We start from the raw sequence: 19,947 nt of genomic DNA on the forward strand, positions 1-19,947 counted from the left end.
AGGCATAACGCGCGTTGTAAGATCCTTGATCATCGGTTGAATGACACGACATGATGAGCCGCGCCCCCAATCCTTCGCTCCAGGTCGCTTTCCTCCTCGGTCTGCCGCGATCCGGCACGACGCTGCTTGCGCATCTACTTCAGCAACATCCGGATCTTCTGGCGCCGCCTGAGCCATGGTTGATGCTGGCGCTCGCCGCCCTCGGAGAGGTCGACCGTCGCCACCCCGCCGACGCGCGACTCGTTGGCATGGCGACCGGCGAGTTTTTCGACCGGATCGACCGCATAGCAGCTTGCCGCGCTCTAGCCGACGCGGCTTATAACCAATACCTTGCGACGGCTGGCAAGCGCTGCTTCATCGACAAGACGCCGCGCTACTGGATGGCGCTGAATTTCATCGACGCGCTTTATCCGGAAGCTTCGCAGATCATCTTGCTTCGCAACCCTTATTCTATCGCCGCATCGCTTAAATCGACGTGGCACATTTCGCTGCTGCCGGAAAGCTGTCCCGCCGCGCACGCCGCCTATCTAGCGGACCTGGTCCTCGGCCTACCCGTGCTCGCAGCACGGCTTGATCATCCAGAAACTCAAACAGTCCGCTACGAAGCGTTGGTGAGGCAGCCCGCCGAGGAGGTCCGGCGCCTGGTCGCCGCCCTAGGCTACGACCCGGACGGTATCAGATCGACGACGACGGACAATACGGGCTATCTCCGCTCTGGAAATTTCGGCGATCGGAAGATTCTTGACAAGAAGGCGGTCGACGATCGCTCGATCGACGCTTGGCGCAGCGAATTGACTGTTGCGGAAATGCAGTCCGTGACGGACATGGTCGGCACGGAGTTGCTGGTCGCACTCGGTTATGAGCAGGAATTACAGAACGCACAGGATGCAGGTGTTGTCGATAAAGGAAAGGACGCTACCAGGCGGCATCGCGAGGTATTTGAAGCATGGTGGAATGTGCGTGGCGGCGGAAAGGTGACCGCGGTTGGCAGCGAGCGACAAGCTGCCAGACAGATGGACTCAAAGAGTTACCTATCCGCGCGCGATTCATCCGTGTTGCGGGGCGCCAAGACATCTCTTAACCTGCCCTTAAACTTCCATGACGCGTTCGAACTAGCCGAAGTCACCGAGCTTAAGCGCAATCAACAGGCGCTGCTGGACGAGCGCGAGCATATCTTGGAAGTCAATCAACGGTTGGCAAGTGAACTGCGCGAAGTCGAGGCGGACCGCGCGGCCAAGTCTGAGGTAACTGACCGCCTGGCTTCTGAAATCGCCCAGCTTAAGCGCAACCACGAAGCATTGCAGAAAGAGCGCGAGGATGCCTTAGCGGTCAATCAACGGTTAGCGATCGAACTACACGCCGTTGATTTGGACCGCAAAGACAAATCGGCCGTCATCGACCGCCTGTCCGCCAAATTTACCGAGCTCGAACGCGACAGGGACGCCTTGCGGAAAGACCGCGAGCATCTTTTAGAGGTCAATCAAACGCTAGCGACCGAGCTAAGCACGATTGAGTCCGACCGCGCCGACAAATTGCGCAGCATTGATCGCCTGGCGAGCGAGCTGGAGGAAGTCGCTATGCGCGACGCGATCCAACGCCGAAAGCTTGCTGCCAAAGAACATGTAATCGAGTCAATTGCCGCTCGTGAACTTGAAAGGCAGGCCCTGCTCAAGGGGGGCGCAGACCTCTTATACCATTCGCGGCGTGGTCACACGCCACCAGGCTACGGCGATTTCTTTCCACCCGAAAACCCTGCGTCAGGTATGCATGTGGCAATCGACGCCCTCGAAATCGTTTTCGGCGTGTCGGGAGGGGTCGAGACCTACATGAAAATGCTGACCAACGCGCTGCTCAAGGGTGGTCGACGGGTTACGCTCATTTGTCTGCCAGACCAACTGCCGGCAATGCGAAAATTATTTCATGCGCGGGTCGGGTACTTCGTAATGCGCAAAAGTCGCGCTATCGGCTTAGCGATCGAAATTTCGAACCGCTTACTCGGTCAAGAAAGGCGATTGAGCGCTGCGAGCTCCATGGCTACCTTTTCACGGCTGCGCGATGACATCGGTGCAGACGTTCTCCACAGCCCTGTACAGATCTTTTCGAAACCTGACTTCCGGATTCCATCGGTTCTCAATCTACACGACCTCCAGCACCTTCACTTCCCAGAGAACTTCAATCCTTCGGATATCGAGGCGCGCAAACGGCTCTACGGGCTATCAGCCTCTCTTGCCGATGCGATCGTGGTTTCCTCCGACTTTGTTCGTAACGATCTCATCAACCGAATGGAGATCCCAGCGGCCAAGATCTTTACTGTTCCTGTGACCTGGGACCCGATGGTAATCGAGGGCCTTGAGAAGTTCAGTCCGCAGGATGCCATCGCACATTACAAATTGCCGCCGACGTACGTGATTTACCCGGCGCAGTTCTGGCCGCACAAAAACCACGCGCGACTGGTACAGGCGCTGAGGATTGTTCGCGACAAACGGCCCGGCACTGATCTGAAGCTTTTGTTCACTGGCTATCGCGGGCATTCAGGCTGGCCCACGGTAAGGGCAGCGATTCAGGAACTGGGACTAGAACCGGACGTCATTTGCCTCGATCACGTTCCTGTCGACCACCTTGCCGCTCTGTATAAAGGGGCACTCTATTGCGTGATGCCTTCTACTTTCGAGGCTTCGAGCTATCCCGTCATTGAGGCGCAGGTGCTTGGCGTGCCGGCAATGTGCTCGAACGTCACCTCGCTGCCGGAGCTCATGCGCAACGGTGCCGGTCTTCTATTTGATCCTTTTGACGTCGAGGACATCGCGGCCAAGATGATGCACTGGCTCGACGACACCCAAGATCGCCAGGCTCATGCCGAGCGTGGACGATTGAAAGCGTGCCAAGAACATAGCCTGGAAAGGTACATCGCGGGTCTCGCACGCGCCTACGATTACGCCCTTGCAGCGCGGAAATTGCCTGATAGGTCAGGGCTCTCAGAGCCCCCTCCTACAGAGCACCGATTTTGCGTAGCTTCCTAAGCGGGATGAATTCGGAAGTTGGGACTATCACATACGAAAAGAAGTTAACTAATGAAAATCCAATTTCAGGTTTCTAAACCGGTCTTGTGCGGCAACGAGAGACGATACGTAATCGATGCTCTCGATTCAGGCTGGATTTCAAGTAATGGAGCCTACCTGCCGAAATTCGAAAAAGCGATCGCGGAGACTCTGCGCGTCGACGAATGTCTCTCTACCAGCAACGGAACGACCGCACTTCACTTGGCATGCCTTTCATTGGGTTTGAAACCTGGCGACGAAGTGATCGTGCCCTCCCTCACTTACGTAGCTTCAGCAAACGCTATCGCCTATTGTGGAGCGAGGCCCATATTTGCCGATTGCGATCCATTGACCTGGAACGCAACTTCCGAATGTATCGCAAAAGTGTGGACGCCACGTACAGTTGGGGTCCTTGCCGTTCATCTGTATGGAATGCCGACTGACATAGATAAAATCGCCGAGCTGTGTCGTAGCCGAGGAGCATGGTTGCTCGAAGACTGCGCCGAAAGTCTTGGAGCGACGATCTTTGGTAAGCCCACCGGCAGTTTTGGGGACGCATCGACCTTCAGCTTCTACGGCAACAAGACCATCTCTACCGGCGAGGGCGGCGCCCTTTATGTGCAAGATCCCGAGCGCCGGCGTCACGCGCGCATGTTGCGTGGACAGGGTATGGACCTTAATCACCGATATTGGCATCCGATCCTTGGTTACAACTACCGAATGACCAATATCGCGGCCGCTATTGGCCTCGGCCAAATTGAAATGCTCGACTTCCATCTCGCTGAGCGCCGCCGGATCGCGGCATGCTACTTCAAACAGCTTCGTCCCCTCGAAGCTGAGGGCTTACTCAGACTGCCGACGCAAGTCGACGGTTATAGCAGCAGCTATTGGCTTTTCTCCGCCGTACTTACGGGCGGCGGCGACGAGCTGCGCGCCCGCATCATGAATCAGTTGGCAACTGAATATGGAATAGAAACACGCCCCTTCTTCGTGCCGATGCATCGCTTACCGATGTATTTTTCCGAGGAGTCGCTCCCAAAAACTGAGTTCCTGGCGACGCATGGCATGAATTTTCCGACCTATACAGGGTTGAGTGATGCCGATGTTGATGAGATTTGCGGCGCGATCGGGCACGTATTGCGAACGGTTTCGTAGCGGGCGTTCGGATCATACTAGATTTCGGTTGTCACATTAGTTGGCTCCGGCTCGCTGCTGTGGGGAGCCTTCTCCTTCATTCGAGTTAAGATGGATGGAACATCGCAATGAATGAGCTAGAGCGCAGTCTCGCTTTCGTTCCGACTGCAGCGCAGATCTCGCACGTCAGGAGCTTGCCGCGTGCGGAGCTACTCCGTTTCTCAGTCGTCGTGCCGTCGTTCAATCAGTGCAGCTTCCTTAGGCAAACCCTCGACAGCGTGCTCGCGCAGGACTACCCAAATATCGAGATTTTCGTGGCTGACGGCGGGTCAACCGACGGCTCAGTCGCGATCCTCGAAGAATACTCGAGCATTCACCCGCAATTGCTCCGTTACGATAGCCGTCCGGATGGCGGGCACCATCACGGCGTGAACAAGGGTATCGCTAATACGACGGGAGATATCATCGCGTGGATCAATTCCGATGACATCTATTTGCCCGGCGCGTTCTGGAAGGTAGCCACGTTCTTTTACTTCAACCGACTGGCTTTCGTGGTCTACGGTCGTAACCGGTACGTGGACCGCGACCTAAATCCTGTCATCGATTATCCGGTGGACTGGAGTCCGCTGCTTTCGGAACAGCGGCGGCGCATGATGCATTTCTGTTTGATCCCGCAACCATCACTATTTTTCAAACGGACGGCTGTAACGCTCTGCGGTGCTCTCAATTCCAAGATTCTCGACTACGAGCTCTGGATGCGTTGGCAAAAAGACCTGCCATTCTACTTCTGCGATGACTATTTTTCGCTGTCGCGGCTGCACGATGATGCGATCACGGCCAATGCCGACCGCGGGCTACTGCGAGGGATCTGCGAGGCTGTACATCAATACTACGGCATAGTTCCATTCAGTTGGACCTTCAAATACGCCTATACAGCCGAGCACGGAGCTGCCTGGACGCGTGGCGAGGCCCCATCACCTGGACGCAAGGTGCTGCTTATGGCCCACTGGTATTGGGTAATGATGAACCTCCGTTGGTTGCCACGCCTAGCCTTGCGATCAGCCCGTGGCCTTATGTCATGGGCGGCGCAGGCGCTGCGCATTGCCGCTTAGAAGGACGAACAATGGACAACCTGCCGACCCCGATCACCGTCGTCGTCCCGTCCTATAACCAAGGCCGGTTCATTGACGAGACGCTCGCGAGTCTGTTGGAGCAAGCCTACCCTGCCGTCGAGGTCCTTGTAATGGACGGAGGATCGAGCGATGACACGATCGAACGCCTCAAGCGCTACGGGGACCGCATTACGTGGGTCAGCGAAAAGGATCGTGGGCAATCGGATGCGATCGCAAAGGGGTTCGCGCGTGCGCGTCACGACTGGATCACTTGGCTGAACTCGGACGATATTCAGTGCAACCGCGCCCTATGGGCGATCAATGAGGTCGTGGCTCGCAATCCGACCGCTGAAGTCATCGTCGGACGGGGCCATTATATGGATGAAGATGGCGGCAACCCGCGTCCATACCCCACAATCTCCATCGGACGGGGAATCGACGTTGCCCAAGAAATGTTCGAGAAGGGTTATGTCGCCCAACCCTCGGTATTTTTCCGCAAGTCCAGTTATGCGCGCATTGGCGGCATCGATCCTTCGCTGCGCTTCTGTATGGACTATGATCTATGGACGCGCTTCGCGCTTGCCGGCTGCCGTTTCGTCGCGTGTGAAGAGGATATATCCGGAAACCGGTGGTACGCCAGCACAAAGACCGCCGGCCAAACGCTCGAGCTTCTCGCGGAGGTGGCGTCCAACCAGATCAAGCATTTTGGTCGAGTATCGCCGTACTTCGTCCAGGCAATCAGCGACAATCTATATCAGACCTTCCATGGAAATCATCACGGCGATAGCCATCATGTCCTCTATCGCTTGCTTTACTTTAAGACCATCTGGCTTTGGTTCAATGCCCGGCAGCCGCTTTACTGCCTGCGCGGGTTTTTCCTCGAAACGATTGCGAAATCCGGGCCCATTATCGGTGACAAGGTTACGGCCAGCGATCTCTTGCGCGGCCTGCGAAGGGTGATCACTCCACGGAGAGCAGCGCCATGACAGTGATATTGGAAGTGCTGCACCTAAAGCCGGATCATACTCTGTTGCTCACCGAACTCTTCTCGCGCATTGCTGCGGACCCGCTGAGCAACCGCTTTCATCCTCACCCGTTCACCGCAACCGAGGCTGACCGCATCTGCCACTATGGCGGGCGGGACAGATATTTGGCTTTGCGGATCGACGATCAGCTGTCCGCGTATTGTATGCTACGCGGCTGGGACGAAGGCTTCTCTGTCCCGAGCCTTGGAATTTATGTAGCGCCGGAACTCCGCGGGTCAGGTGCGGCACGGCTGATGATGCAGCACTTACATCTGACGGCTCGTCTGTCGGGCGCTGAGCGGATTCGGCTTAAAGTGTATGCCGACAACCTATCGGCTTATAAGCTTTACGCGTCACTCGGCTACTGCTTTTCTGATCCTGCCGATAACACGGGCCAGCTTGTCGGAATTTTTGATCTTTCGAGGTCGGCGTTGATGCGAAGTGGTACCGTGACCGGCCGAGACGGGTGCAGCAGCGTTCACACACTATTATCGGAGAGCGCGGTTGAAGACGATCCTTCGTCAGCTAACAGGCTATAGGTTAGGCCAGCTTGAGGCGTATAGGCCGCGGCCAATTAGCCTCACTCCAGCGGCACAAGCCCCTGCTTACAAAAGTCCGCTCAAATTTTCGCTCGTCACACCCGTGCGAAACCAAGCGAGCTTCATCGGGCAAACGATCGAGAGCGTGATCGAACAACAGTTCTCTCCCCTCGAGTATATCGTCATGGACGGTGGTTCGACGGATGGGACAACTGACGTAATCGAGCGCTACCGCAGTCATTTAACTCATTTCGAGAGCCGAAACGACGAAGGTCAGTCCGACGCGCTCAACAAGGGATTCGCCAAAGCATCAGGAGACATTTTTGGCTGGCTCAATGGTGATGACCTACTTCTCCCCGGCGCTATCGAGTATGTCGCTCGTTTTTTTCTATCGAATCCCGATGTAGACGTCGTCTATGGCGATCGGATCGTTATCAATGCTCATGGCGACGATGTCGGACGCTGGATGTTGCCTAGCCATTCTGACCAGATCTTGTCGTGGGTCGATTACATTCCTCAGGAGACACTATTCTGGCGGCGTAGCCTCTGGGAGCGAGCCGGTTCCTACGTCGACACTTCCTTTAGCTTTGCGATGGATTGGGAGCTGCTCGTACGATTTAGAGATCACGGCGCCCATTTCCGACACCTTCCCCACTATATCGGCGCTTTCCGCGTGCACTCTTTCCAGAAAACGAGCGCCGAGATGGACGGGGTGGGCATAGCGGAGATGAATAGAATACGCACCCGCTGCTTGGGCTACGTCCCGTCCAAGGCCGCGCTGAGAGTCGCAGTGACTCCCTACGTGCTTCGGCACCTTGCACGGGTATGGCGTTCGCGGGTGCTCCGAGTTGTTATGCGAAAAGACAGCTCGCGGTGAGCCGGTTGCGGTTGTGCACGCCAAGTTTCACGAACGCGAAAACTACATTGCGACGCTTGGCAGGTCTTAGTCGAGCGTCTCGTCCGGTCTACCTATCCTTTTGATTCGCAACGTTCCTGACCTTTGAGATCTGTCTGCTTCATTGAAAGCAAGCGCCGCTGCGATGGTGTCAATCTCTAATCATACTGTCGGCCTAACGTCTCCCCACTCTAGAGCGCGATTTGCTTTATCACATGCGCAACGACCTGGTCGGCCAGGTCCTGTGGACTGGTGTCGCGGGCCACCAGACGCAGTTCGGGATGTTCGGGCGGTTCATACGCCTGATCGACACCAGTGAAATTTCGGATCTCGCCGGCCATCGCGCGGCGATAAAGGCCCTTCGGGTCGCGCGCGATGCAGGTCTCGAGCGGCGTATCGACAAAGACCTCAATGAACATGCCTCCCGCGACCAGTTCGCGGACCATCCGACGCTCCGCGCGGAACGGCGAGATGAAAGAGCACAGCACGACTAGCCCCGCCTCGGTCATCAATTTGGCGACTTCGCCCACTCGCCGGATATTTTCCACGCGGTCGGGCTCGGTGAAGCCGAGATCCCTGTTTAGCGCCAGCCGAACATTATCCCCATCAAGCGTCGTCGTGTGAACGCCGAGAGCATGGAGCCGCGTCTCAACGAGATTGGCAATCGTGGACTTTCCCGCACCGGATAGACCAGTAAACCACAGCACCAGCGGCTTGTGACCCATCAGCTGTGATCGCTCCGCCCCAGTTACCGCGATATGCTGATGACGGATATTGCCAGCTCGCCACAACGCAAAGTCAATCATCCCGGCGGCGATCGTTTCATTCGTGTAACGGTCGATCAGGATGAAGGAGCCGGTATCGCGGTTCTCCCGGTAGGCATCGAACGCGATCTTGCGAGAGAGCGAGAGATTGCACACACCAATGTCGTTCAACGATAGCGTCTTTGCCGCGATTTTTGACAGCGTGTTGATGTCAATCCGGTGTTTGAGCGCGGTCACGGTTGCCGCGACTGCGCCGTGATTGATCTTCATCAGATATGAGCGGCCGGGCAGAAGCTTCTCCTCAGACATCCACACCAGATGCGCGGCCAAATGGTCCGCCACCTGAGCGCGCTGGTGCGGCTGGACCAACACATCACCGCGCGCGACGTCGATCTCATCTGACAGCGTCAGCGTGACGGCATCATCAGCCCCAGCGGCCTCGCATTCGCCTCCCGGACCAAGAATCTGCTTGACCCTGCTAGTTCCGCCAGAGGGCAATACCATCACCTCATCGCCGACGCGAATGCTACCGTTCGCTACGGTCCCGCCGAAGCCACGGAATTCCATATCGGGCCGGCTGATCAGTTGCACAGGCATGCGGAACGGCTGGTTCACCCGGTCGTCGTCCACCTCGATCTCTTCAAGATAGGGCAAGAGCGCCGGCCCGCGGTACCAGGCCATACTGGCGCTTGACGCCGAAACGTTGTCGCCATGCCTCGCTGAGACTGGGATCGCCCGGATGGTCCCGAATCCGAGATTTGCGGCAAACGTCCTAAAGTCGTCCTCAATACGTTTGAACTTCTCTTCGTCGAATGCCACAAGATCCATCTTGTTGACGGCCAGCACTAGGTGCCGCAGGCCAAGCATGTCAGCGATAATCGCATGACGCCGCGTCTGATCGAGCAACCCCTTGCGGGCGTCTACCAGCAGTAAGGCGAGATCGGCATTAGAGGCGCCCGTCGCCATGTTGCGAGTGTACTGCTCATGTCCTGGCGTGTCAGCGACGACGAAGGAGCGTCGCCTTGTGGAGAAATAGCGATACCCGACATCGATAGTTATGCCCTGCTCGCGCTCGGCTTCGAGACCATCCAAAAGCAGTGCAAAATCCATCGCGCCGGTGGTGCCGTGCTTCTTGGAGTCGCGCTCTAGCGCAGCAAGATGATCATCGAAGACGAGATGGTTCTCGTAGAGCAGCCTGCCGATCAGCGTGGATTTTCCGTCATCTACGGAGCCGCAAGTCAGAAAGCGCAACGGTAAACGCGTCTCGGCATCGAGCAGTGTCGGTTGTGCGGCAGGCGTCGCGCCCAGTCGTTTCTCCATCAGAAATAACCTTCGCGCTTCTTCTTCTCCATAGAGCCGCTGTCATCGTGATCGATGATGCGTCCCTGGCGCTCGGAGACGCCGGAGGACTGAATCTCAGCTATGATGTCGTCGACGGATGTGGCCTCAGAGGGAATGGCTCCGGTGAGCGGGTAACAACCTAACGTGCGGAAGCGCACCTGCCTGATTTGAGATACTTCTCCCGCCATAAGGGGTAGGCGCTCGTCATCCACCATGATCAGGGCTCCATCCCGTGCCACGACGGGACGGGATTTGGCGAAGTAAAGCGGGACTATGGGAATTTGCTCTGCGCGAATATATCGCCAAACGTCGAGTTCGGCCCAATTGGACAGTGGAAACACTCGCATCGTTTCGCCGGCTGACATTCGTGTATTGAACAACCGACGAAATTCGGGCCGTTGATTGCGCGGGTCCCATCCGTGGCCAGCCGAACGCAACGAAAAGATGCGTTCCTTGGCACGGCTTCTTTCCTCATCACGGCGAGCACCACCGAAGGCGGCATCAAAGCGCCACTTCTCGAGCGCCTGGCGCAAGGCCTCAGTCTTCATCACATGAGTGTGTAGCGCCGAGCCGCTCGCGACGGGGGAAATTCCGCGCGCCCTCCCGTCTTCATTCATGTAGACAAGCAGTTCGATATCGGATTCCGCCGCAAGTTCGTCGCGGAACTTGATCATCTCGCCAAACTTCCAGCCAGTATCGACATGGAGAAGCGGGAACGGCAGCTTGGCCGGGGCGAACGCCTTCCGAGCGAGATGGAGCATCACACTCGAATCTTTACCGATCGAATATAAGAGAACCGGGTTACGCAGCTCAGCAGCCGCTTCTCGAAAAATATGAATTGCCTCCGCCTCCAGACGGCGCAGACGAATCTGATGGTGGCGCCAATTCATGCAGGCCAGCTTTCTTGCCCGTCCTTCTATGATGCGATGTCAATCGTCGCAAGCGGGCTATCTTTGGCGGGAACGGGCCCCATGCACAAGGCAAGGTTGCCATCCGTTCCCCATGCCGTTAAGTTGTTACAATAAATTACAGTATGTTTCGGTCGTCGGCTCGACTTTTGGAACGAAAATTGGTGAAACTCCGAACCCAACGCGCACTTCTTGACAGGGCAGGAGCCGCGGTTCCTGGAGCACAGGTTACTGTGGTTGTGCCATCCTTCAATCAGGGCCGCTATTTAGAGGCCACTCTGTGCTCGATCGCCGCCCAGGATATTCGGGCCGAAATCATTGTAATGGACGGCGGTTCGACCGACAACTCCATTGCCATCCTTGAACGCTGGAGCGGACGACTGGCCTATTGGCAGAGTGGCGCCGATGGCGGGCAGGCTGCCGCGATCAATGATGGAATGAGGCGCGGCAGAGCCCCGTACGTCTGCTGGCTTAACAGCGACGACATGCTGGAACGCGGTGGTCTGCGTTTGCTAATCGAGGCACTTGAAGCAAACCCGGCTGCACCGGCCGCTTATGGAGATGTCCTCAATCTCAAACCAAACGGTGCCCACAGCGAGGTCTGGGTGCAATCATTCAGCGAGCGGAAAATGACGCTCCGCTGCATCATTTCGCAACCAGGAACGCTCATCCGGCGCGCCTCATGGGAGGCGGTCGGAGGCGTTGATTCGAAGCTATCGTTTGCGATGGACTACGACTTATGGTGGAGGCTCTATCGCAGTTTCGGGCCCCTTGTCCACGTGCCGCAGGTGACGGCGATCAATCGCATGCATTCTCAAACGAAGACGCGCAACAACCGCGTTGCACACTATGCGGAAGCAATTACTGTGGTCCGCCGCCATCACAACCGCGTGCCGATGAAGTGGTGGTTGGCGCAGCCCTACGCTGTGTGGTGGAAGGCGTTGACGGCAGCCGTCGGGGGCCTGAAGGCACCCGAATGAGCTTTATCGAAGAGATAGACCGTCGGGAATCTGGCTCTTGTCACTCCGTTCGACTGTCGCCGAGCATCTCTTCGTAGAGATCGAGATATTTCGAGACCATTATATCCGCTGTGAACAACTCCTCATAACGCAGCCGCGCGTTCTGACCCATGCGCTTAGCCTCTGCGGGGTGCTCGACAAGATAGGTCATCGCGCTTCGCAAAGCATGCGGATCCGAGGGCGGGACCACGAGCCCTGTCTCGCCATGGATGTTGACGTAAGTTGTTCCAGTACCGATCTCACTCGATATCATCGGTTTTTCGAACATCGCCCCTTCCAACAGAGAAATTCCGAATGCCTCTGATCGAAGATGGGACGGAAACACGACGGCTAAACACAAGGTGAGAAGAGCAACTTTGTCTTCTTCTGAAAGCTCTCCGAGAAATATGACATTGGATAGATTAAGTCTCAGAGCCTGTTCTCGCAATTGCTGCTCGATCGGACCAGCTCCAACTATAACGATAGCGAGATTAGTACTCTTTACTGCATCCAAGAGAATGTGCAGGCCTTTATAGTATCGCAACATCCCGACAAAGAGGAAAAACCGGTCTCCTACGAGAGATCGCCACCGATCGAGCGCAGCGTCCGATGGACTTGGATAGAGTGAGCGGTCGATTCCAATCGGGATTACTCTGGTTTTTGACGCAAATTGCTGCAAGACTCTACTGGTGGCAAGATAGTTTGGTGACGTTGCAACGATACGGTCGACGCTTGCGAGAAAGCGGTTCTTTAAGGGACGATAGACTTTGAGTGCATAGCGCTGACGAACAACATCCGAGTGGTAGGTCACAACGGACGGCGTAGATGCACGCGTCGCAAAATGAACGACATCCATAAAAGGCCATGGAAAGTGATAGTGAATGATGTCTGCCTGGCGGACCAGGCCTCTAAATCTCTTGAAGGCTGCAATCGAAAAGCCGGTGGAAGCCAGCTCGAATGTCAAACGCACCGGATGGATCGTGTGATTTCCGAGCGTTTGAGGGCGCGAGGGTAACTCACGACTTAGAAACAGAACGTCGACAGTGTGACCTCGCTTTGCAGTGCCTTCCGCGAGCTGATAGATGAACGATTGCGTCCCCCCCCATGAATCCGGGAAATAAGTTTTGAAAAAATGAAGAATCCTCATTGAGCAATTCCACGATTCGAACGCAACCGCACGGTGGGTTCGAATAGCGAGCCGTCCTGCTTCATCTCACACAGAAGGCCGTCCTGACCTCGAATAGAGGCTTCTCCTTTAGCAGTCACTGGTCACCCGACGAGAGGGTTGATCAAGAGCTGCAGGCGCGCCGGTCAAAATCTGAGTAGAGTTCCCCCTGGTTGAACTAAAGTTGCGTCGTCCAACCCTTGGTTGGTCTAGACGATCCTTTTTTACTTTGCAAGCTATCGGGTACGGAACACAGCAGGATCGGCGCTTTGATGCGATCCTCGGAGCTCGGTATGGTGACTACAGCCGGAATTCCTCGCCAAGATAAAACCGGCGAACATCCGGATCGTTGACGATCTCATCTGGAGTCCGTCGGTCAAGATTTCTCCCGCGTAGACGATGCAGGCACGGCCGGTGAGGCCCAGCGTCTCCCGCGTATCGTGGTCGGTGATGAGCACGCCGATGCCGCGGTTGGTGAGATGGCGGACGAGATCCTGGATGTCGCCGACCGCGATCAGATCGATGCCGGCGAAGGGCTCGTCGAGCAGCATGTAGTTGGGACGCGTCGCCAGCGCGCGCGATCTCGACGCGACGGCGCTCACCACCGGACGGGGCGATCGAGGGCGACTTGCGCAGCCGCGTGATGTTGAATTCGTCAAGCTGGGCCTCGCGCTTCTTGCGCGAGGGCTCGAGCACTTCGAGCACGGTGCCGACGTTCTGCTCGCCCGTGTGGCCGCGGAAGATCGAGGCTTCCTGCGGCAGATAGCCGATGCCGAGCCGCGCGCGCTGATACATCGGGAGTTTCGTGACGTCGTGCCCGTCGAGCTCGATCGCGCCACCATCGGCCTTGATCAGGCCGGTGATCATGTAAAACACCGTGGTCTTGCCGGCGCCATTCGGGCCGAGACCGACGGCCTCGCCGGGTGCACATAGATGCTGACGCCGCGCACCACCTGGCGGCTGCCAAAGCTTTTTTCCACGCCATGCACAGCCAGGAAGCAGGGCCGCCGCAGGAGCTGCGGCCCGCCCGAACCATTGGTTCTGGAACTGGCGTTGGCGAGTCTCGCGGCTAGAGGTCGCGCCCGAGGCGGATCCGTGGCCGGCACCGGCTGGTCGCGCGCGACCGGCAGGGCATCCCGGACTGGGCTGGCCAGCAGGCTGTCGCCGATCGCCGTGATGTCCCCGCGCGGCCGCGTGAATCCAAGCCGGCCGCGTTTGGCCGGGCGCCGACGGAACATGCTGAATAAATCGACCATCCCGGCTGTCCCAAGCCTTCACGCGATCACGCGATCTGCGGCACCGACACGATTCGCCGGCGCAACATGAGTGAAAGAGTATCCCTCCGGCGGCGGCCGCCTTGTTCGGTTCGACGAGCTGCCTGAGGGTGTGGCGTTCTAACCTTAAGGTCACGTGGCGAATGAAGGTGAAGGTATTGGGCGTTGAAGGTCGGCGGCGCGGAAGTTACAACGAGAAGGCTCGTCTCGTCGCAGTGCCTTCCGCCAGCTGATAAATGAACGATTGAGTTCCACCCCCGGCGAATAAGTCTTGAAAAAGCGAAGAACCTTCATTCGGCAATTCCGCGCTCCTGACAGACGACAGGCCAGGTTTGCGCGGTTGAATCAAACAGCAAGCCCTCATGCCCACGTTCAATCAAAGGCTAAGCCCCCATTTTAAAAGCTACGGCCGACCGCCCGCAACTACACTCGAGCTGCGCCGCACTGTCGCGCTCGTTGCACTTACCTGATCACCCAACTCGAGGTTTAAACGATCTTGCCTAGACTTGCAACTTATCTGATGAAACAGACCAACCTCTCTTCTACCTCGCCGCAACTAGTCGAGCACGATCTGCGAAAAATTAGAGCCGGCTTGAGAGCCGAAGCTAAGCGGGTGTTCCGCCACTTTGCGTCAACTCGACCTTGGCTTCCAGCCAATTAATCGTCCGCCGCCGCCCGTGAGATCTCCGCCCCCAATGGCTGTCTGCAACTGGCGGCCGGCCAATAGTGGGGCTATTTCCAGATGCCGCGCATATCGTCCCATCAATTTGCATTCAGCCCTGCTTTCCGTGCAGGCAGACCTCGAACGAGCGCTCCAGAGTGGCGCATCATGATCGGTCGGCAGCGGCGCTGGTTCACTAAACGCTATTGTGGACCGCCATTCTTTCCGTTTCCTGGATAGTCCAAGCTCTGGTCAACGCCTCGGATCGGAGGGCGCTTTTCCCACCACCGGTCACGCTCACGATCTGGAAGGACCAGATGAGTTCCTGCCCCAGGTGCAGGCCGATGCCCTGTTGGCCGATAAGCCTTTGACGCGACCAGCGCGTCATCGAGAAGCTCATCTCGACTGGAAAAGAATTTGTCATTCCGCCCAGAGGGCAACCGCAAGGTAAAGCGGACACTTGAGAGGAGATTTAGAGGACAGACCCTAGCTAGTCGAGCGATATTGCGTTATGAGCGCAAAAGGGCGCATTGTCCTAGGGCGAGCGTAATTTCATATGGCGGCGATGTTCAGAACACCCAAACCGGCATCGATAACTTGCCGCTACAGAGGAGGCGATTGTTTTTTGTGGCATCGCTAGCATGCTTATCGCGCTCACCCCCATTGCCCTAGCTGTTGGGGTCTTCGCTTTCAGTGACATCGCCGCCAACGTGTTCGGCTATATGATCGCCCTTGCATTTGGTTTTGCTTTGAATCGACATTTGGACCTCCTGCTCACAGACGGATGCCATGCACGTGCAATGCTCGGTAAAGTTTTGGCTTTTGCTACGCTCTACATGTTCAACCTCTCGTTGCGGCTACGTTCCGCCAAGCAGCTGCGGCAATCGCGTTCTCGCGCAAGCTCTTAGGTGTGCCCGGCTACGGCGCAGCTCTTCCTTTATGTAGCGCTTCATAGTGTTCGGACATGTCAGACATACATTTTAGTCCATCATCCTCCCACAAAGCGACGCACCAATGGACTCAGTTTGAACGTGCGGTAGTGGTCCTCTTTGGAGTCCTGGTACTGTTCCATTTCGTGGCCATGCTCAGCTTTTCAGCTCGACATGGACGCCTTGCGATGGTGCCCTTCTACGATGATGTCAGTTATCTCAACGATGGCCTGACCCGTCTCAATGCCTTCGATATGCAGGGCTTCGCCGGCCTCGCAAGATCGTTCCTCGATGACGCGCCTCACGCACCTTATTCTTCGCTGTTGGCGACAATTGGATTCGCTCTGACCCCTAAGTCAATGCTGGGCGCTTACGCATTAAATGCGATTTGGGTGATCGTCTTCTTGCTGTTGGTGCGATACCTAGTGCAGGGGTTGCCACGCCTCTCGCAAGTAGGCGTTATGGTCGCAAGCCTCGCGATCCCGATGCTGGCGACGGTAGTGGGATCGTTCAGACCTGATACCTATTGGGGCCTGATTACCGGCCAGGTCGCGATCATCCTGGCAAATATGGATTTCGCCAAGGCAACCGGCCGGCAGATGATTCTTACCGGCGTACTAGTCGGCGCCACAGCTCTATCGAAGCCGACCGGCCTGCCGGCCGGTTGTGTCGTGATGGGAATTGGTTACCTAGGTGCGGTCGTGGTCAGCTTGGCCGTTGGTTCGGTACCGTTAAAGCAGATCGCGACTAGAACCTCGCTCATGCTCGTTGGAGCGGCGATACTCGTAGTGCCCTACCTGATTGTCGGCGGGCGCGACCTGCTACATTACATCCTCGCCGTCATGAGCGACAACGTGTCCGTTTGGCGGACCGAAGGCTCATTTAGCACGCATTTGGTTTATTATCTGAAGCCCAACCTTGCCGCTTCGTGCGTTGGTTGGATGCTGTATGTCGGACCGTTTTTCTTACTGCTTTGGCTTGTGACCGCCGGCCGTTCACGGAATCGAGGAGTTTTTGTACGGACGCTGGCGGTATGGGCGAGCTTGTTTACGGCGTACGCGATTCCAACCGTCAGTCCAGTCAAGTCCGATTTTATCGGCAGCCTCTTCTACGGTACCTTTATCGCCGGTGCTCTCTGGAGTTTGGCACAGCTCCTGCGCGCGAAACCCGTTCCTGGAGTCGTGGTCCTTGCCGCCGGAACTGCGATCTTTCTTGTTTCTTGGCGACCTAGCGTGCCGATGGTCAAGCATGATTCCTCATACTATGCCGCCATCGACAAAGCTAATCGTGCGGTGACGCCCGCGATTCTTGAGGTGCTTGCGGACGGTTCTGCGCAGGGCGAAATATTGAGCGTGTACACTGCGAGTCCTGGGCCTGTGCTTGACGCGACGCTTCGGTACGAGGCTCTGCTCAGAGGAATCCCATCCACCTTTTGGGGCGACTACACGAGCCGTAATTGGTCGTCGATTTTGGCAAAGGCGCAAATGGCCGACGTTGTTGTTGCCACCAACGCGGGTGCCCTCGGCCAGGGCGGCAACTTTTCTTATCCAGGGATCCAATACCAAGACCGTCTGATCGCGGAGCTCGCGACCGATCGGTCCTGGCGGACCTTGACGATCTATATTGATGATGCCGGATACAAAACAATCGTATTCACGAAGCGGCCGCCGCCTAGCCCGATCAAGCTTTTTTTTGGCGACGGCTTTCGCGATCAGGAAGGCCCGTTACCGGATCAGGGTTTGCCGACCTTCCGCTGGATGCTCGGCGACAGCGCGACTTTGATTGTGCGCAACACGGCTGTCGCTGCTCCAACCGGGACTTTCGGTTTGCGATGTCAGAGCATTGCTGACGTTAACCTCAGCATCCTTGATGCTGCTGGCCGCCAGCTCACTTCGACGGAACTCCGCGCGCGCGCGGGCTCGGGGCGTTTTGACGTTATTGATGTGCCGTTGGATCCCCAATCCAATTCCGCCACAGTCCTTTCACTCAGGCTAAAAGCTCCCAACGTTCCCCTCGGCCCTTGGCCAGGGTACGTGTTATGCGCGACAATTACTTCCGTACATCCGCCGTATTCCAATGTCCGTTGAACCGCGATAATCGGCCTACGCGGGCATACGATGAAGGGTTTTCGCACACGTCCCGATGGACCGATTGATCTCACTGAGTCTGATACTTTTAGCGCGGGCGCAGGCTTCGCCGGCGGCCGCAACACGCCAGCGCCTCCGTCGCAGATAGTTCTGCAAGGCGCATTGAGCACGGCTGCGTTTCCGGATGGAGTTGCTTCCGGCGATGTCACTCAGACGTCGGCGGTCCTGTGGGCGCGGGCGATCGAGACCGGCGAGCTGATCTTTCAGATCTCGACCGATTCCTCGTTTCACCATGTGAAGAGCCAGCACCTCACGGTGACTAACCCGTTGGTGCCTGTGAAGGTCGAATTCGACCATCTCAAAGCGGGTCAACACTACTTCTATCGTGTGATCGACGCGTCCGGCGATATGCTCGAGGGCAGCTTTACAACCGCCAGTGAACTTGGCACCCATAACGGATTCAACTTCGCCCTCGTCGCCGATCTGCACGGCGAACTCGCCCCGTTTGTCTCGATCAAGAATGCCGCGGCGGCAGACCTAGATCTCGTGGTGAAGCTCGGCGACACGACGTACGCCGATATACCGCCGCCAGCGGCCACCACGCTGGACGAGTTCCGGCTAGCGCATGACGAGATCTACAGCAGCCATGTCGGCTTCAACTACTGGGCGGACTTGCAAGTCAATACGCCGATCCTCGCCATGATCGACGATCACGAGGTCACCAACAACTTTGCCGGTGGCGCGTCACCGAGCAGCGATCCGCGGTTCGCCGGTCAGCCAGGCGATTTCATCAATGAAACGCCCCTGTATTCGAACGGTGTGCAGGCCTTCACTGAATACAACGCAATCGAGAACCGGATCTACAGCGGCACCAGCGAAGATCGCTTTGACAGGTGCGCCCGATCTCTATCGTTACAACACTTATGGCTCCGATGCGGCGATCATTCTGACCGATGAGCGCAGTTTCCGGGATGCAGGGCTGCCGGGGCCGACAAATCCGCTCGACCCCACCCAGATTTCGCAATTCCTGACCGCTTCGTTCGATCCAAGCCGCACCATCCTGGGCGACGTCCAGTTCGCGCGCGTGGAGCACGACCTTCTCGATGCCCGCGACAACGGCGTCACCTGGAAGTTCGTCATGGTGCCGGAGCCGATCCAGAATTTCGGTCCCGTCCTCGGCCCTGGCGACCGCTTCGAAGCCTATGCGGCCGAGCGCGACGCGCTCTTGAAGTTCATCGCCGACAATCACATCGAGAACGTGGTGTTCGTATCCGCAGACCAGCATTGGACCTCGCCTGACCTATCAAGAGACGCTTGGCGGTCCACAGGTCAAGAGCGGCGCGTTCGAGGTCGTGGCCATGGCTGCGGCTGCCGGCTCGTTCGCTCCACTTCTGCCCGCGGCCGCGCTTCAGCTCGGCCTGATCACCCCACAGCAGTTCGCGTTGTATAACAGCCTACCGAACGCGCCGGATACCGACAGCATTCCCAATGACAAGGACGACTTCGACAAGGCGATCCTCAACGGATACATGACCAAGCTGGGCTACGATCCGATCGGGCTGGAGAGCGGCGGCCCGATCCATGCCACGCTGTTGCAGGGCGATTATTTCGTCGGACACGACTATGGCTGGACCGATTTCAACATCGATCCTGCAACCGGACAGCTGCTCGTTACGACCTGGGGGATACCGACCTACACGGCCGCCGACCTCGCCGCCCATCCGGATCAGATCCTGGCGCGGACGCCGGCGATCGTCAGCCAGTTCAGCGGGACGCCGACATCAGACTCGATCATTGGCACCGACAAGAGCGACGCGCTGAGCGCGACTGATGGGGCTGATGTCATCATCGGCGCCGGCGGCAATGACGTTATCGACGGCAAAGGCGGCAACGACTACCTGGACGGTGGACAAGGCAACGACGTCGTCTACGGCGGTGACGGAAATGAATCAGCGCCCACATGAAGCTCCCGCTGCCACTGAGATGACAGAAGGTCGATTCCACCGAATTAGAAGCGCCGCGGCCGCAATTTGGGCTGAAATGGTGTGAACGTAGTCAGCAATACTGACCATTGATC

Annotated in this window: 15 protein-coding genes and 1 pseudogene; 12 read left to right on the top strand and 4 right to left on the bottom strand. The window is 57.2% G+C overall.

Annotated elements, in window-relative coordinates; translation table 11 throughout:
* Window positions 1–50 precede the first annotated feature (50 nt).
* From JQ592_RS38670 to JQ592_RS33710, 6 genes are all read left to right on the top strand, one after another.
* The gene (locus JQ592_RS38670) at window positions 51–3,020 is read left to right on the top strand and encodes a sulfotransferase (RefSeq protein WP_211407025.1); all 2,970 of its coding nucleotides are present in this window, start codon (window positions 51–53) and stop codon (window positions 3,018–3,020) included.
* Between the two features lie 51 nt (window positions 3,021–3,071).
* On the top strand, window positions 3,072–4,193 hold the full coding sequence (locus tag JQ592_RS33690; RefSeq protein ID WP_211407026.1) for a DegT/DnrJ/EryC1/StrS family aminotransferase: 1,122 nt from the start codon (window positions 3,072–3,074) through the stop codon (window positions 4,191–4,193).
* 107 nt (window positions 4,194–4,300) lie between these two features.
* A complete protein-coding gene (locus JQ592_RS33695; protein ID WP_211407027.1) occupies window positions 4,301–5,284 on the top strand; it encodes a glycosyltransferase family 2 protein in 984 nt (327 codons plus the stop codon).
* An 11-nt stretch (window positions 5,285–5,295) separates the two neighbouring features.
* On the top strand, window positions 5,296–6,270 hold the full coding sequence (locus JQ592_RS33700; RefSeq protein WP_211407028.1) for a glycosyltransferase family 2 protein: 975 nt from the start codon (window positions 5,296–5,298) through the stop codon (window positions 6,268–6,270).
* Window positions 6,267–6,848: a GNAT family N-acetyltransferase gene (locus JQ592_RS33705; RefSeq protein ID WP_211407029.1), complete on the top strand. Its 582-nt coding sequence runs from the start codon at window positions 6,267–6,269 to the stop codon at window positions 6,846–6,848. Before JQ592_RS33700 ends, JQ592_RS33705 begins: the two co-directional genes overlap by 4 nt.
* Window positions 6,814–7,725, top strand: a complete 912-nt coding sequence (locus JQ592_RS33710; protein ID WP_211407030.1) for a glycosyltransferase family 2 protein — start codon at window positions 6,814–6,816, stop codon at window positions 7,723–7,725. The genes JQ592_RS33705 and JQ592_RS33710 overlap by 35 nt, the downstream gene beginning before the upstream one ends.
* A gap of 209 nt (window positions 7,726–7,934) precedes the next feature.
* Here JQ592_RS33710 and cysN read toward each other — a convergent pair whose 3' ends face one another.
* Together cysN and cysD are read right to left on the bottom strand one after the other, a co-directional pair.
* Window positions 7,935–9,827 (bottom strand): sulfate adenylyltransferase subunit CysN, encoded by a 1,893-nt coding sequence (cysN, locus tag JQ592_RS33715; RefSeq protein WP_211407031.1) that lies wholly within the window; start codon window positions 9,825–9,827, stop codon window positions 7,935–7,937.
* A complete protein-coding gene (gene cysD / locus JQ592_RS33720; protein ID WP_211407032.1) occupies window positions 9,827–10,738 on the bottom strand; it encodes a sulfate adenylyltransferase subunit CysD in 912 nt (303 codons plus the stop codon). The genes cysN and cysD overlap by 1 nt, the downstream gene beginning before the upstream one ends.
* A gap of 251 nt (window positions 10,739–10,989) precedes the next feature.
* On the opposite strand from cysD, the gene JQ592_RS33725 reads away from it, so the two are divergent.
* Complete coding sequence (locus JQ592_RS33725) at window positions 10,990–11,736, top strand: glycosyltransferase family 2 protein (protein WP_433996447.1); 747 nt, start codon at window positions 10,990–10,992, stop codon at window positions 11,734–11,736.
* Window positions 11,737–11,776: 40 nt separating this feature from the next.
* On the opposite strand, the gene JQ592_RS33730 is transcribed toward JQ592_RS33725, so the two are convergent.
* Both JQ592_RS33730 and lptB read right to left on the bottom strand, forming a co-directional pair.
* The gene (locus JQ592_RS33730) at window positions 11,777–12,901 is read right to left on the bottom strand and encodes a glycosyltransferase family 4 protein (RefSeq protein WP_211407034.1); all 1,125 of its coding nucleotides are present in this window, start codon (window positions 12,899–12,901) and stop codon (window positions 11,777–11,779) included.
* Between the two features lie 318 nt (window positions 12,902–13,219).
* Window positions 13,220–14,175: pseudogene (gene lptB / locus JQ592_RS33735) on the bottom strand (LPS export ABC transporter ATP-binding protein).
* 1,320 nt (window positions 14,176–15,495) lie between these two features.
* Between lptB and JQ592_RS33740 the strand changes: the two are divergent.
* Genes JQ592_RS33740 through JQ592_RS33760 form a run of 5 tightly spaced genes read left to right on the top strand, consistent with a single transcriptional unit; the run spans window position 15,496 to window position 19,834 of the window.
* Window positions 15,496–15,762: a hypothetical protein gene (locus JQ592_RS33740; protein ID WP_211407035.1), complete on the top strand. Its 267-nt coding sequence runs from the start codon at window positions 15,496–15,498 to the stop codon at window positions 15,760–15,762.
* A 56-nt stretch (window positions 15,763–15,818) separates the two neighbouring features.
* Window positions 15,819–17,870, top strand: a complete 2,052-nt coding sequence (locus JQ592_RS33745) for a hypothetical protein (RefSeq protein WP_211407036.1) — start codon at window positions 15,819–15,821, stop codon at window positions 17,868–17,870.
* Between the two features lie 30 nt (window positions 17,871–17,900).
* The gene (locus tag JQ592_RS33750; RefSeq protein ID WP_211407037.1) at window positions 17,901–18,827 is read left to right on the top strand and encodes an alkaline phosphatase D family protein; all 927 of its coding nucleotides are present in this window, start codon (window positions 17,901–17,903) and stop codon (window positions 18,825–18,827) included.
* Window positions 18,757–19,320 (top strand): alkaline phosphatase D family protein, encoded by a 564-nt coding sequence (locus JQ592_RS38675; protein ID WP_211407038.1) that lies wholly within the window; start codon window positions 18,757–18,759, stop codon window positions 19,318–19,320. The genes JQ592_RS33750 and JQ592_RS38675 overlap by 71 nt, the downstream gene beginning before the upstream one ends.
* A complete protein-coding gene (locus tag JQ592_RS33760) occupies window positions 19,229–19,834 on the top strand; it encodes a calcium-binding protein (RefSeq protein WP_211407039.1) in 606 nt (201 codons plus the stop codon). The genes JQ592_RS38675 and JQ592_RS33760 overlap by 92 nt, the downstream gene beginning before the upstream one ends.
* Window positions 19,835–19,947: the final 113 nt, after the last annotated feature.

Source organism: Bradyrhizobium iriomotense, assembly GCF_018129405.1.
Lineage (GTDB): Bacteria > Pseudomonadota > Alphaproteobacteria > Rhizobiales > Xanthobacteraceae > Bradyrhizobium > Bradyrhizobium iriomotense_B.

Excerpts from the sequence above, each read along its gene's own strand:
- JQ592_RS33745 (WP_211407036.1), top strand. The coding sequence starts at position 15,819 with ATGTCAGACATACATTTTAGTCCATCATCCTCCCACAAAGCGACGCAC.
- cysD (WP_211407032.1), bottom strand. The coding sequence starts at position 10,738 with ATGAATTGGCGCCACCATCAGATTCGTCTGCGCCGTCTGGAGGCGGAG.
- JQ592_RS33690 (WP_211407026.1), top strand. The coding sequence starts at position 3,072 with ATGAAAATCCAATTTCAGGTTTCTAAACCGGTCTTGTGCGGCAACGAG.
- JQ592_RS33750 (WP_211407037.1), top strand. The coding sequence starts at position 17,901 with ATGAAGGGTTTTCGCACACGTCCCGATGGACCGATTGATCTCACTGAG.
- JQ592_RS33700 (WP_211407028.1), top strand. The coding sequence starts at position 5,296 with ATGGACAACCTGCCGACCCCGATCACCGTCGTCGTCCCGTCCTATAAC.
- cysN (WP_211407031.1), bottom strand. The coding sequence starts at position 9,827 with ATGGAGAAACGACTGGGCGCGACGCCTGCCGCACAACCGACACTGCTC.
- JQ592_RS33730 (WP_211407034.1), bottom strand. The coding sequence starts at position 12,901 with ATGAGGATTCTTCATTTTTTCAAAACTTATTTCCCGGATTCATGGGGG.
- JQ592_RS33705 (WP_211407029.1), top strand. The coding sequence starts at position 6,267 with ATGACAGTGATATTGGAAGTGCTGCACCTAAAGCCGGATCATACTCTG.
- JQ592_RS33695 (WP_211407027.1), top strand. The coding sequence starts at position 4,301 with ATGAATGAGCTAGAGCGCAGTCTCGCTTTCGTTCCGACTGCAGCGCAG.
- JQ592_RS33760 (WP_211407039.1), top strand. The coding sequence starts at position 19,229 with ATGGCTGCGGCTGCCGGCTCGTTCGCTCCACTTCTGCCCGCGGCCGCG.
- JQ592_RS33740 (WP_211407035.1), top strand. The coding sequence starts at position 15,496 with ATGCTTATCGCGCTCACCCCCATTGCCCTAGCTGTTGGGGTCTTCGCT.
- JQ592_RS38670 (WP_211407025.1), top strand. The coding sequence starts at position 51 with ATGATGAGCCGCGCCCCCAATCCTTCGCTCCAGGTCGCTTTCCTCCTC.